The following is a 12,600-nucleotide window of genomic DNA, read 5'->3' as shown; positions in this document are numbered from 1 at the left end:
ATCAACATGTCCAATAATTTCCTGAACCCGGTCACCACCCAGACCTGGGCCAATGGCCGACATATCGTACGTTGCGTCAAAGTCATCCAGGAAACCTGGGATGTGCGCACGTTCTGCTTCATGGCTGACCAGCCGATCATGTTCTTTTTCAAGCCCGGGCAGTTCGTCACGCTGGAGCTGGAAATCGAAGGCCAGCCGATCATGCGCTCCTACACCATTTCCAGCTCGCCGTCGGTGCCCTACAGCTTTTCGGTGACCATCAAGCGTGTGCCAGGGGGCAAGGTCTCCAATTGGCTGCACGACACCCTGCACGAAGGCCAGGAGCTGGCGGTGCATGGGCCGGTGGGGCTGTTCAACGCCATCGACTTCTCCAGCCCGAAGGTGCTCTACCTCAGCGGCGGCGTCGGCATCACCCCGGTGATGTCCATGGCGCGCTGGTACTACGACACCAACGGCAACGTCGACATGGTGTTCATCCACAGCGCCCGTTCGCCCAAGGACATCATCTATCATCGCGAGCTGGAGCACATGGCGTCGCGGATCGACAACTTCAGCCTGCACCTGATCTGTGAAAAACATGGTCTGGGCGAGCCCTGGGCCGGCTATCGCGGCTACCTGAACCACAAGATGCTGGAGCTGATGGCGCCAGATTTCATGGAGCGCGAAGTGTTCTGCTGCGGCCCGACGCCGTACATGAACGCGGTCAAGCGGCTGTTGGAAACCGCCGGCTTCGACATGAAGCGTTACCACGAGGAATCCTTCGGCGCCACGCCGCCGGAAGCCCGCGCCGACGCGGTGGAACAGGCCGAGCAAGCCGCCGACGCCCCCGAGGTCGATGCAGCGGACCTGCATCTGGTGGAATTCACCTCATCCGGCAAGAGTATCCGCGTGGCACCGGGAGAAACCGTCCACGCCGCTGCCGCCAAGCTTGGCATGATGATCCCCAAGGCCTGCGGCATGGGCATCTGCGGCACCTGCAAGGTGTTGAAGCTGGGTGGGGAAGTGGAGATGGACCACAACGGCGGGATCACCGAGGACGACGAGGCCGAAGGCTACATCCTGTCGTGCTGCAGCGTGCCGAAGGGGGATGTGCGGATCGATTTCTGATCCGGCACATCCAGGTCTTCCTGCTGATCGTTCCCACGCTCTGCGTGGGAACGATCAGTAGCTCAGGCGCTGGCTTCAGGCGCTCATCACTTCCCGAATATCCGCCGCCAATTCCCGTACCCGCGCCTCTTCGGTATCCCACGAGCACATGAACCGTGCGCCGCCCTTGCCAATGAAGGTATAGAAGCGCCAGCCGCGGGCCGTGAGTGCGGCGATGGCCGGCTCCGAGAGTTGCAGGAACACGCCGTTGGCCTGGACCGGGAACATCAGTTCTACGCCAGGGATATCGCTGACCAGTTGCGCCAGCAGCTGGGCGCAGTGGTTGGCGTGGCGGGCATGCTTGAGCCAGGCGTCGTTTTGCAGCAGGCCGACCCAAGGGGCTGAGAGGAAACGCATTTTCGATGCCAGTTGCCCGGCCTGCTTGCAGCGATAGTCGAAGTCCACCGCCAGGTCGTGGTTGAAGAACAGGATGGCTTCACCCACCGCCATGCCGTTTTTCGTGCCGCCAAAGCACAACACGTCCACGCCCACTTTCCAGGTCAGGTCTGCCGGTGAGCAGCCGAGGAAGGCGCAGGCATTGGAAAACCGCGCGCCGTCCATGTGCAGGTTCAGTCCCAGTTCCTTGCAGGTGGTGCTGATGGCGCGGATTTCGTCCGGTGTATAGACGCTACCGACCTCTGTCGCCTGGGTCAGGGTCACGACCCGGGGCTTGGGGTAGTGGATATCCTGGCGCTTGAGGGCAACTTCGCGGATCGAGTCGGGCGTCAGCTTGCCGTTTTCAGTGCGCGCCACCAGCAGTTTGGAGCCGTTGGAAAAGAACTCCGGGGCGCCGCATTCATCGGTTTCGACGTGGGCGGTTTCCGAGCAGATCACGCTGTGGTAACTCTGGCACAACGAGGACAACGCCAGGGAGTTGGCCGCGGTGCCGTTGAACGCGAAGAACACTTCGCAGTCGGTTTCGAACAGGGCACGGAAATCATCGGCTGCCCGGTGGGTCCATTCGTCGTCGCCGTAGGCGCGTTGGTGGCCCTGGTTGGCTTCTTCCATGGCCGCCCAGGCTTCGGGGCAAATGCCGGAATAGTTGTCGCTGGCGAACTGTTGACTCTTGTCGGTCATGGCCTTGCTCCTGAGGTAGAGAGTCCTGGGTAAAGGGTTCCCTGGCGGAATTCCCGAGTGGGGAGTCCCTTGGTTCGGCGTGTTTGGTTCACGACGTCGATGTTGGTGCGCACTTTACCCAAGATTAGCGGGGGAACACACCGGATGTTTCTGTCAGGAAATCACAAAATCGCCGAGCTGCTGTGCACATGAACCGGCGCGACGGGGCCTTGGATCTGCTCAAGTGGCTGGCTTTGTTGGCGATGGTGCTCGATCATCTGCGATATGTCGGCTTTTCCGCTGATTGGCTCTATGTGCCTGGGCGTCTGGCTTTCCCTTGGTTCTGTCTGGCGATGGCGGCGAACCTGGCACGGGACGGGGCCGGTGACGTGCCGCGGCGTTATCTGGGCTGGCTGTTGCTGTTCGGCGCGGTCAGTGAAATGCCTTATCGATTGTTCATTCCCGATTCCTCTACCTTGAATGTGTTGCCGACACTGATCCTGGGGCTGCTGGTGGCACGCCTCTGGCAGGCCTCGACATGGGAGGCTCGGTGTATGGCGGCGGGGGCTTTGCTGCTGGCGGCGCTGTACTCTTCACACCTGATGTTCGGTTTCTTTGGCGTGCTGCTGCCCTTGGCGATGGTGCTGGTGTTCCACCGGCCCTGGTACTTCGCATGGTTGCCGGGGCTGGTGTGCCTGGCGGCCAATCAGTGGCGGGTGCTCTACGGCGCTGCATGGTTGGGGAATGAGGTGGCGGCGTGGGGCATGCTGGCTTGCCTGTTTGCGCCAGGGCTTGGACTGCTGCTTTTGCGGCGGGCGGGTCGTTTCCATCCGCCGGCGATGCGGCGCTGGGCATATGCCTTGTATCCCGGACACTTCCTGGTATTGCTCGCGGTTCGCCAGGTCATCCAGTAACGCCCGTGGAACAGTTGTGGGAGCAAGGCTTGCCCGCGACCAGGCGCCTTGTCAGCCGAGCGAGCGCGTTGTTTTCATCGCGGGCAAGCCTTGCTCCCACTGCTTTGTTCCATCCACACCTTCAACTCTGCAAGTGCATGTCGTAAACGCGCCTTTGCGTGGCGTCCATAGGCATTTGACCTGCCTGCGCCAGCCATACCATCGCATCCAAAGGGCACTGTCGAACGGGCGGTGCCTCACCAAGACAAAAAGGCGTACCGACGCCGCTGGGAGAGACGCGATGTTCAGCAAGCAAGACCAAATCCAGGGTTACGATGATGCACTGCTGGCGGCGATGAACGCCGAAGAGCAACGCCAGGAAGATCACATCGAACTGATCGCGTCAGAGAACTACACCAGCAAGCGTGTCATGCAGGCCCAGGGCAGCGGCCTGACCAACAAATACGCCGAAGGCTATCCAGGCAAGCGCTACTACGGTGGCTGCGAGCACGTCGACAAGGTCGAAGCCCTGGCCATCGAACGCGCCAAGCAATTGTTCGGCGCCGATTACGCCAACGTCCAGCCGCACTCCGGTTCTTCGGCCAACAGCGCCGTATACCTGGCCCTGCTGCAGGCTGGCGACACCATCCTGGGCATGAGCCTGGCCCACGGCGGTCACCTGACCCACGGTGCCAAGGTGTCGTCCTCGGGCAAGCTCTACAACGCCGTGCAGTACGGCATCGACACCACCACCGGCTTGATCGATTACGACGAAGTCGAGCGCCTGGCGGTCGAGCACAAGCCAAAAATGATTGTTGCCGGTTTCTCGGCCTACTCCAAGACGTTGGACTTCCCACGCTTCCGCCAGATCGCCGACAAGGTCGGTGCCCTGCTGTTCGTCGACATGGCCCACGTCGCTGGCCTGGTTGCCGCCGGTCTGTACCCGAACCCACTGCCTTACGCCGACGTGGTCACCACCACCACCCACAAGACCCTGCGTGGTCCGCGTGGCGGCCTGATCCTGGCCAAGTCCAACGAAGAGATCGAGAAGAAGCTCAACGCTGCGGTATTCCCGGGCGCCCAGGGCGGCCCGCTGATGCACGTGATCGCCGGTAAGGCGGTGTGCTTCAAGGAAGCGCTGGAGCCTGGCTTCAAGGCCTACCAGCAGCAAGTGATCGAAAACGCCCAGGCCATGGCTGGCGTGTTCATCAAGCGCGGCTACGATGTAGTGTCCGGCGGCACCGATAACCACCTGTTCCTGGTCAGCCTGATCCGTCAGGGCTTGACCGGCAAGGACGCCGATGCCGCCCTGGGTCGCGCTCACATCACCGTCAACAAGAACGCCGTGCCGAACGATCCGCAGTCGCCATTCGTGACTTCGGGCCTGCGCATCGGTACCCCGGCGGTGACCACGCGCGGCTTCAAGGTTTCCCAGTGCGTGACGCTGGCCGGCTGGATCTGCGACATCCTCGACAACCTCGGCGACGCCGATGTCGAGGCCAATGTCGCCCAGCAAGTGGCAGCCCTGTGCGCGGACTTCCCGGTTTATCGCTGAGTCGGTTTTGGAGTAATGACTATGCAACGCTATTCGGGCTTCGGCCTCTTCAAGCACTCTCTCAGCCATCACGAAAACTGGCAGCGGATGTGGCGTACGCCGACGCCGAAAAAGGTCTACGACGTGGTTATCGTCGGCGGTGGCGGGCATGGTCTGGCGACCGCCTACTACCTGGCCAAGGAGCACGGCATCACCAACGTGGCCGTGGTCGAGAAAGGCTGGCTGGGCGGCGGTAACACCGCGCGCAACACCACCATCGTGCGCTCCAACTACCTGTGGGACGAATCGGCCCACCTGTACGAACATGCGATGAAACTCTGGGAAGGTCTGTCCCAGGACTTGAACTACAACGTGATGTTCTCCCAGCGCGGTGTGTACAACCTGTGCCACACCCTGCAAGACATCCGTGACTCCGAGCGTCGGGTCAACGCCAACCGCCTGAACGGCGTGGATGGCGAGCTGCTCAACGCCAAGCAAGTGGCCGACGAGATTCCGTACCTGGATTGCTCGAAGAACACCCGCTACCCGGTACTGGGCGCCACCGTCCAGCGTCGCGGCGGCGTGGCCCGTCACGATGCCGTGGCCTGGGGCTTTGCCCGTGCCGCGGACGCCCTCGGCGTGGACCTGATCCAGCAGACCGAAGTGATCGGCTTCCGCAAGGAAAACGGCGTGTGCATCGGTGTTGAAACCAACAAGGGCTTCATCGGCGCCAAGCGCGTCGGCGTGGTGACCGCCGGTAACTCGGGGCACATGGCCAAGCTGGCCGGCTTCCGCCTGCCGGTCGAATCCCACCCGTTGCAAGCCTTGGTGTCCGAGCCGATCAAGCCGATCATCGACAGCGTGATCATGTCCAACGCCGTGCACGGCTACATCAGCCAGTCCGACAAGGGCGACCTGGTGATCGGTGCCGGTATCGACGGCTGGGTCGGCTACGGCCAGCGCGGTTCGTACCCAGTGATCGAGCACACCATCCAGGCCATCGTCGAGATGTTCCCGGTGCTCTCGCGGGTGCGCATGAACCGTCAGTGGGGCGGCATCGTCGACACCACGCCGGACGCCTGCCCGATCATCTCCAAGACGCCAGTGCCGAACATGTTCTTCAACTGCGGTTGGGGTACCGGTGGCTTCAAGGCTACCCCAGGCTCGGGCAACGTGTTTGCCGCCAGCCTGGCCAAGGGTGAAATGCACCCACTGGCCGCACCGTTTTCCATCGACCGTTTCCACAACGGTGCGCTCATCGACGAACACGGCGCTGCTGCCGTCGCCCACTAACAGGAGAAATCCCTATGTTGCACATCTTCTGTCCTCACTGCGGCGAACTGCGCTCCGAAGAGGAATTCCATTCGTCCGGCCAGGCGCACATCCCGCGTCCACTGGACCCGAACAGCTGCACCGACGAGGAGTGGGGCGACTACATGTTCTTCCGCGACAACCCTCGCGGTTTGCACCATGAGTTGTGGATCCACGCTGCCGGTTGCCGCCAGTACTTCAATGCGACCCGCGATACCGTGACCTACGAAATCCTGGAAACCTACAAGATCGGCCAAAAGCCGCAATTCACTGACAAGGCTGACAGTCCGAAAGCGGCCGCACAGGCTCTGGGAGAGAAGGTATGAGCCAGATCAATCGCCTGTCCAACGGCGGACGGATCGACCGCAACAAAGTGCTGAGCTTCACCTTCAACGGCCAGACCTATAAAGGCTTCGAAGGCGATTCCCTGGCCGCTGCACTGCTGGCCAACGGCGTCGATATCATCGGCCGCAGCTTCAAGTATTCCCGTCCACGGGGCATCTTTGCCGCCGGTGCGGAAGAGCCGAACGCGGTGCTGCAGATCGGCGCCACCGAAGCCACGCAGATTCCTAACGTACGTGCCACGCAACAGGCGCTGTACCAGGGCCTGGTCGCCACCAGCACCAACGGCTGGCCGAGCGTGAACAACGACATGATGGGCATTCTCGGCAAGGTCGGCGGCAAGCTGATGCCGCCGGGCTTCTACTACAAAACCTTCATGTACCCGCAATCGTTCTGGATGACTTACGAAAAGTACATCCGCAAGGCCGCCGGCCTGGGTCGCTCGCCGACCGAGAACGATCCGGATACCTACGACTACATGAACCGTCACTGCGACGTGCTGATCGTCGGTGCCGGCCCTGCCGGCCTGGCCGCCGCTCTGGCCGCCGGCCGCAGCGGTGCGCGGGTGATCGTGGCTGACGAGCAGGAAGAGTTCGGCGGCAGCCTGCTAGATTCCCGCGAGAGTCTGGACGGCAAGCCGGCGACTGAATGGGTCGCGGCGGTTGTGGCTGAGCTGCGCTCGATGCCGGAAGTATTACTGTTGCCTCGCGCCACGGTGAACGGTTACCACGACCACAACTTCCTGACCATCCACGAACGCCTCACCGATCACCTCGGTGACCGTGCGCCAATCGGCCAGGTGCGTCAGCGCATCAACCGTGTCCGCGCCAAGCGCGTAGTGCTGGCCACCGGTGCTTGCGAGCGTCCGCTGGTCTACGGCAACAACGATGTGCCGGGCAACATGCTGGCCGGTGCAGTCTCTACCTATGTGCGTCGCTACGGCGTGGCACCGGGCAAGAAACTGGTGTTGTCCACCAACAACGATCACGCCTATCGCGTTGCGCTGGACTGGTTCGACGCCGGCCTGCAAGTCGTTGCCGTCGCCGATGCCCGCAGCAATCCGCGAGGAGCGCTGGTGGAAGAAGCCCGGGCCAAAGGTATCCGCATCCTCACCGGCAGCGCCGTGATCGAGGCCCGTGGCAGCAAGCGCGTGACCGCTGCTCGCGTCGCCGCGATCGATGTTCGCGGACAGAAAGTTACCAGTCCCGGCGAATGGCTGGACTGCGATCTGGTCGCCAGTTCCGGCGGCTACAGCCCGGTGGTCCACCTGGCTTCGCACTTGGGCGGCAAGCCGATCTGGCGTGAAGACATCCTCGGTTTCGTACCGGGCGAAGCACCGCAGAAACGCGTGTGCGTCGGCGGCGTGAATGGCGTCTACAGCCTCGGCGATACGTTGGCCGATGGTTTCGAGGGCGGCGCGCGCGCAGCCAGCGAAGCGGGCTTCAAAACCGTGGAAGGGGTGTTGCCTAAAGCCCTGAGCCGTCATGAAGAGCCAACTCTGGCGCTGTTCCAGGTGCCGCACGAGAAAGCAACCGCACGGGCGCCGAAGCAGTTCGTCGACCTGCAGAACGACGTCACCGCCGCCGCCATCGAACTCGCTACCCGCGAAGGCTTCGAGTCGGTGGAACACGTCAAGCGCTACACCGCACTGGGCTTCGGTACCGACCAGGGCAAGCTGGGCAACGTCAACGGCCTGGCCATCGCGGCCCGTTCGCTGAACGTGAGCATTCCGCAGATGGGCACCACGATGTTCCGTCCGAACTACACGCCGGTGACATTCGGCGCGGTGGCCGGCCGGCACTGCGGGCACATCTTCGAACCGGTTCGCTTCACCGCGCTGCATGCCTGGCATGTGAAAAATGGCGCCGAGTTCGAAGACGTGGGTCAGTGGAAGCGCCCTTGGTACTTCCCGAGGAATGGCGAAGATTTGCATGCCGCGGTCAAGCGCGAATGCAAGGCTGTGCGCGACAGTGTCGGCCTGCTGGACGCATCGACCCTGGGCAAAATCGACATCCAAGGTCCGGATGCCCGTGAGTTCCTCAACCGCATCTACACCAACGCCTGGACCAAGCTCGACGTGGGCAAGGCCCGCTACGGCCTGATGTGCAAGGAAGACGGCATGGTGTTCGACGACGGCGTAACCGCCTGCGTCGCTGACAACCATTTCATCATGACCACCACCACCGGCGGTGCGGCTCGTGTGCTGCAATGGCTGGAGATCTACCAGCAGACCGAATGGCCGGACCTGAAGGTGTACTTCACCTCGGTCACCGACCACTGGGCAACCATGACCCTGTCGGGTCCCAACAGCCGCAAGCTGTTGAGCGAAGTCACCGACATCGACCTGGATCGTGACGGCTTCCCGTTCATGACCTGGAAAGAAGGCCTGGTGGGTGGCGTGCCGGCGCGGGTGTTCCGGATCTCGTTCACCGGCGAGCTGTCGTACGAAGTCAACGTGCAGGCCGACTACGCCATGGGCGTGCTCGAGAAGATCGTCGAGGCCGGCAAGAAGTACAACCTGACCCCGTACGGCACTGAAACCATGCACGTACTGCGGGCCGAGAAGGGCTTCATCATCGTCGGCCAGGACACCGACGGCTCGATGACCCCGGATGACCTGAACATGGGCTGGTGCGTGGGCCGTACCAAACCGTTCTCGTGGATCGGCTGGCGTGGCATGAACCGCGAAGATTGCGTGCGTGAGAACCGTAAGCAACTGGTGGGCCTCAAGCCAATCGACCCGAATGTATGGCTGCCGGAAGGCGCGCAGTTGGTCTTCAACCCCAAGCAGTCGATTCCGATGACCATGGTAGGTCACGTGACCTCCAGCTATGCGCACAACTCCCTGGGCTATTCGTTCGCCATGGGTGTGGTCAAGGGGGGCTTGAAGCGTATCGGTGAGAGGGTCTTCTCGCCGCAGGCTGATGGCAGCGTGATCGAGGCAGAGATCGTTTCTTCGGTGTTCTTCGATCCGAAGGGCGATCGGCAGAATATTTAACATTCAAGCCCCGTGGGTAGGGGGCGTGTGGGAGCAAAGCTTGCTCGCGATGCAGGCGACACGGTAGCCGTCAGACCGAATTATCGTTCATCGCGGGCAAGCCTTGCTCCCACAGCCCTACGCAACGGCAGGCCAAGCAAGACTCAAGACAGGTGCTATATGACAGCAGCCAATGTTTACCAACAACGCCCAACCACCGGGGCCAAAGCCGAGTCGTCGCTGCATCATGCCGACCTCGCCAGCCTGGTGGGCAAGGGCCGCAAGAACGCCGGTGTGACCGTGCGCGAGAAAAAGCTCCTGGGCCACCTGACCATTCGTGGCGACGGTCACGATGCGGCATTCGCCGCGGGCGTGCACAAGGCACTGGGTATCGAATTGCCGGGCGCATTGAGCGTTATCGTCAAGGGTGAGACCAGCCTGCAATGGATGGGGCCGGATGAATGGCTGCTGGTCGTGCCGACCGGTGAAGAGTTCGCCGCCGAGAAAAAGCTGCGGGAAGCCTTGGGCGACCTGCACATTCAGATCGTCAATGTCAGCGGCGGCCAGCAGATTCTTGAACTGTCCGGCCCAAACGTGCGCGACGTACTGATGAAATCCACCAGCTACGACGTACACCCAAGCAGCTTCCCGGTAGGTAAGGCCGTGGGCACGGTGTTCGCCAAGTCGCAATTGGTGATCCGCCACACCGCCGAAGACACCTGGGAGCTGCTGATCCGCCGCAGCTTCTCCGATTACTGGTGGCTGTGGTTGCAGGACGCTTCGGCTGAGTATGGTTTGAGCGTGCAGGCCTGATTTTTGGCCTTGGCGGTCAATCTGTGGGAGCAAAGCTTGCTCGCGATCGGGCTACCTCGGTTTCAACGAGACCGCATTGCTTCATCGCGAGCAAGCTTTGCTCCCACAGAGGCCTCCCTGCCATAGCAGCAGTTGTTCACAATCAACAGGAGTCACCGCAATGAGCCGTGCCCCAGACACATGGATTTTGACTGCCGACTGCCCCAGCGTGCTCGGCACGGTGGACGCGGTGACTCGCTTTCTGTTCGAGCAGGGTTGCTACGTCACCGAGCACCATTCCTTCGATGATCGGCTCTCCGGGCGTTTCTTCATTCGCGTGGAGTTTCGCCAGCCCGAGGGCTTTGACGAGCAGGCTTTCCGTGCCGGCCTGGCCGGGCGCGCCGAAGCCTTTGACATGGTCTTCGAACTGACGCCGCCAAACTACCGGCCGAAAGTGGTGATCATGGTCTCCAAGGCCGATCACTGCCTCAACGACTTGCTCTATCGCCAGCGCATCGGCCAGTTGTCCATGGACGTCGTTGCAGTGGTGTCCAATCACCCGGACCTCAAGCCGTTGGCCGACTGGCATCAGATTCCCTACTACCATTTCCCTCTGGATCCGAACGACAAGCCGGCCCAGGAGCGGCAGGTGTGGCAGGTGATCGAAGACACCGGCGCCGAACTGGTGATTCTAGCCCGCTACATGCAGGTGCTGTCGCCGGAACTGTGTCGCAAGCTCGACGGCAAGGCGATCAACATCCACCACTCCCTGCTGCCTGGCTTCAAAGGTGCCAAGCCGTATCACCAGGCCTACAACAAAGGCGTGAAGCTGGTCGGTGCCACGGCGCACTACATCAACAACGACCTGGACGAAGGTCCGATCATCGCCCAGGGCGTGGAAGTGGTGGACCACAGTCATTACCCCGAAGATCTGATCGCCAAGGGGCGGGATATCGAAGGGCTCACATTGGCCAGGGCCGTGGGCTATCACATTGAACGACGGGTCTTCCTGAACGCCAATCGTACGGTGGTGCTCTGACGGTGACGCCATCGCGAGCAGGAGATTGTGTAACCCCATTGTGGGAGCGAGCCTGCTCGCGGTGAGGCGCTCCCATACAGCACAGAAACAGAGACACAAGCACTACCCGAGCAATCAACGCGCTGCCTGCCTGGGCGACGCGGTTTCATAAAAACAACAGCGAGGTGAAAGCATGTCCGGTAATCGTGGTGTCGTGTATCTCGGCAACGGCAAGGTCGAAGTCCAGAAGATCGACTATCCAAAAATGCAGGACCCGCGTGGCAGGAAGATCGAGCACGGCGTCATCCTGCGCGTGGTATCCACCAACATCTGCGGCTCCGACCAGCACATGGTGCGCGGCCGTACCACCGCCCAGACCGGCCTGGTCCTGGGTCATGAGATCACCGGTGAAGTGATCGAGAAGGGCAGCGACGTCGAGAACCTGAAGATCGGTGACCTGGTGTCGGTACCGTTCAACGTCGCGTGCGGTCGTTGCCGTTCCTGCAAGGAACAGCACACCGGCGTCTGCTTGACCGTCAACCCGGCTCGTGCCGGTGGCGCCTACGGTTATGTCGACATGGGCGACTGGACCGGCGGCCAGGCCGAGTACGTGCTGGTGCCGTACGCTGACTTCAACCTGCTGAAACTGCCGGACCGCGACAAGGCCATGGAGAAGATCCGTGACCTGACCTGCCTGTCCGACATCCTGCCTACCGGTTACCACGGTGCAGTGACTGCCGGCGTTGGTCCTGGCAGCACCGTATACATTGCTGGCGCTGGCCCAGTCGGCCTGGCTGCTGCGGCTTCTGCTCGTCTGCTCGGTGCAGCGGTGGTGATCGTCGGTGACGTCAACTCCATCCGTCTGGCTCACGCCAAGGCGCAGGGTTTTGAAGTTGTCGACCTGTCCACCGACACACCATTGCACGAGCAAATCGCCGCGTTGTTGGGCGAACCTGAAGTCGATTGCGCCGTTGACTGCGTAGGCTTCGAAGCCCGTGGTCATGGTCATGACGGCGTCAAGCACGAAGCCCCGGCCACCGTGCTCAACTCGTTGATGCAAGTGACCCGTGTCGCCGGCAAGATCGGTATCCCTGGCCTGTACGTCACCGAAGATCCGGGCGCGGTCGATGCCGCCGCCAAGATCGGTGCCCTGAGCATCCGTTTCGGCCTCGGCTGGGCCAAGTCCCACAGCTTCCACACTGGCCAGACCCCAGTGATGAAGTACAACCGTGCGCTGATGCAGGCGATCATGTGGGACCGCATCAACATCGCGGAAATCGTCGGCGTACAGGTCATCAGCCTGGACGACGCGCCGAAAGGCTACGGCGAGTTCGACGCTGGCGTGCCGAAGAAATTCGTGATCGACCCGCACAAGCTGTTCAGCGCGGCGTAAGGTTGGAAGCAAGACGGAAAAAGGGCGACAGTGATGTCGCCCTTTTTATTGGGGCCCAGCGGCTAATGCCAGTCAGTTAAGCCACAAACCCGTGGGAGCAAAGCTTGCTCCGGGCGGCGATCCGACGATTGCGGTAAG

The 12,600-nt window shown here is 61.8% G+C and carries 10 protein-coding genes; 9 read left to right on the top strand and 1 reads right to left on the bottom strand.

Going from position 1 to position 12,600, the window contains the following annotated elements:
• Positions 1–6: 6 nt before the first annotated feature.
• Positions 7–1,107, top strand: coding sequence for a glycine-betaine demethylase subunit GbcB (gene gbcB / locus AD665_RS00415; protein WP_024779450.1), 1,101 nt, complete (start codon positions 7–9; stop codon positions 1,105–1,107).
• Between the two features lie 75 nt (positions 1,108–1,182).
• Here gbcB and AD665_RS00410 read toward each other — a convergent pair whose 3' ends face one another.
• Positions 1,183–2,223, bottom strand: coding sequence for a threonine aldolase family protein (locus AD665_RS00410; RefSeq protein ID WP_024779449.1), 1,041 nt, complete (start codon positions 2,221–2,223; stop codon positions 1,183–1,185).
• 188 nt (positions 2,224–2,411) lie between these two features.
• Here AD665_RS00410 and AD665_RS00405 point away from each other — a divergent pair, with 188 nt between their 5' ends.
• The 8 genes from AD665_RS00405 to fdhA all read left to right on the top strand — a co-directional run bounded on the left by AD665_RS00405 (position 2,412) and on the right by fdhA (position 12,462).
• Positions 2,412–3,116, top strand: a complete 705-nt coding sequence (locus AD665_RS00405) for a TraX family protein (RefSeq protein WP_080996544.1) — start codon at positions 2,412–2,414, stop codon at positions 3,114–3,116.
• A gap of 280 nt (positions 3,117–3,396) precedes the next feature.
• Positions 3,397–4,650 (top strand): serine hydroxymethyltransferase, encoded by a 1,254-nt coding sequence (glyA, locus tag AD665_RS00400; protein ID WP_024779447.1) that lies wholly within the window; start codon positions 3,397–3,399, stop codon positions 4,648–4,650.
• Between the two features lie 21 nt (positions 4,651–4,671).
• Positions 4,672–5,922 carry a sarcosine oxidase subunit beta family protein gene (locus AD665_RS00395; protein ID WP_024779446.1) on the top strand — a complete coding sequence of 417 codons (1,251 nt, stop codon included), beginning with the start codon at positions 4,672–4,674 and terminating at the stop codon, positions 5,920–5,922.
• Between the two features lie 14 nt (positions 5,923–5,936).
• A complete protein-coding gene (locus AD665_RS00390) occupies positions 5,937–6,266 on the top strand; it encodes a sarcosine oxidase subunit delta (RefSeq protein ID WP_024779445.1) in 330 nt (109 codons plus the stop codon).
• On the top strand, positions 6,263–9,280 hold the full coding sequence (locus AD665_RS00385) for a sarcosine oxidase subunit alpha (RefSeq protein WP_024779444.1): 3,018 nt from the start codon (positions 6,263–6,265) through the stop codon (positions 9,278–9,280). Before AD665_RS00390 ends, AD665_RS00385 begins: the two co-directional genes overlap by 4 nt.
• 159 nt (positions 9,281–9,439) lie before the next feature.
• Positions 9,440–10,072, top strand: a complete 633-nt coding sequence (locus AD665_RS00380; RefSeq protein WP_024779443.1) for a sarcosine oxidase subunit gamma — start codon at positions 9,440–9,442, stop codon at positions 10,070–10,072.
• Positions 10,073–10,232: 160 nt separating this feature from the next.
• The gene (gene purU, locus AD665_RS00375; protein WP_024779442.1) at positions 10,233–11,090 is read left to right on the top strand and encodes a formyltetrahydrofolate deformylase; all 858 of its coding nucleotides are present in this window, start codon (positions 10,233–10,235) and stop codon (positions 11,088–11,090) included.
• A gap of 172 nt (positions 11,091–11,262) precedes the next feature.
• Positions 11,263–12,462 (top strand): formaldehyde dehydrogenase, glutathione-independent, encoded by a 1,200-nt coding sequence (fdhA, locus tag AD665_RS00370; protein ID WP_041022259.1) that lies wholly within the window; start codon positions 11,263–11,265, stop codon positions 12,460–12,462.
• The last annotated feature ends 138 nt before the right edge of the window (positions 12,463–12,600 follow it).

Origin of the sequence: Pseudomonas corrugata (genome assembly GCF_001269905.1) — a bacterium.
Lineage (GTDB): Bacteria > Pseudomonadota > Gammaproteobacteria > Pseudomonadales > Pseudomonadaceae > Aquipseudomonas > Aquipseudomonas corrugata.
This window is presented reverse-complemented; position numbering and strand designations above follow the sequence as displayed.